The organism is Rahnella sp. BCC 1045 (assembly GCF_019049615.1).
In the GTDB taxonomy this organism is placed as follows: domain Bacteria; phylum Pseudomonadota; class Gammaproteobacteria; order Enterobacterales; family Enterobacteriaceae; genus Rahnella; species Rahnella contaminans.
In genome coordinates, this window is sequence record NZ_JAFMOZ010000035.1 from 1 (window position 1) to 861 (window position 861).

At 52.6% G+C, this 861-nt stretch carries 1 rRNA gene; it reads right to left on the reverse strand.

From position 1 onward, the window contains the following. Positions 1 to 861, reverse strand: a 23S ribosomal RNA gene (locus J1782_RS00195); the annotation flags it as partial.

The window sequence follows — 861 nt, forward strand, 5'->3', positions numbered from 1 at the left end:
CACCTTCGACGGCTTACAGAACGCTCCCCTACCCAACAACGCCTAAGCGTCGCTGCCGCAGCTTCGGTGCATGGTTTAGCCCCGTTACATCTTCCGCGCAGGCCGACTCGACCAGTGAGCTATTACGCTTTCTTTAAATGATGGCTGCTTCTAAGCCAACATCCTGGCTGTCTGTGCCTTCCCACATCGTTTCCCACTTAACCATGACTTTGGGACCTTAGCTGGCGGTCTGGGTTGTTTCCCTCTTCACGACGGACGTTAGCACCCGCCGTGTGTCTCCCGTGATAACATTCTTCGGTATTCGTAGTTTGCATCGAGTTGGTAAGCCGGGATGGCCCCCTAGTCGAAACAGTGCTCTACCCCCGAAGATGAGTTCACGAGGCGCTACCTAAATAGCTTTCGGGGAGAACCAGCTATCTCCCGGTTTGATTGGCCTTTCACCCCCAGCCACAAGTCATCCGCTAATTTTTCAACATTAGTCGGTTCGGTCCTCCAGTTAGTGTTACCCAACCTTCAACCTGCCCATGGCTAGATCACCGGGTTTCGGGTCTATACCTTGCAACTTGACGCCCAGTTAAGACTCGGTTTCCCTACGGCTCCCCTATACGGTTAACCTTGCTACAAAATATAAGTCGCTGACCCATTATACAAAAGGTACGCAGTCACCCAACAAAGTAGGCTCCCACTGCTTGTACGTACACGGTTTCAGGTTCTATTTCACTCCCCTCGCCGGGGTTCTTTTCGCCTTTCCCTCACGGTACTGGTTCACTATCGGTCAGTCAGGAGTATTTAGCCTTGGAGGATGGTCCCCCCATATTCAGACAGGATGTCACGTGTCCCGCCCTACTCATCGAACTCACA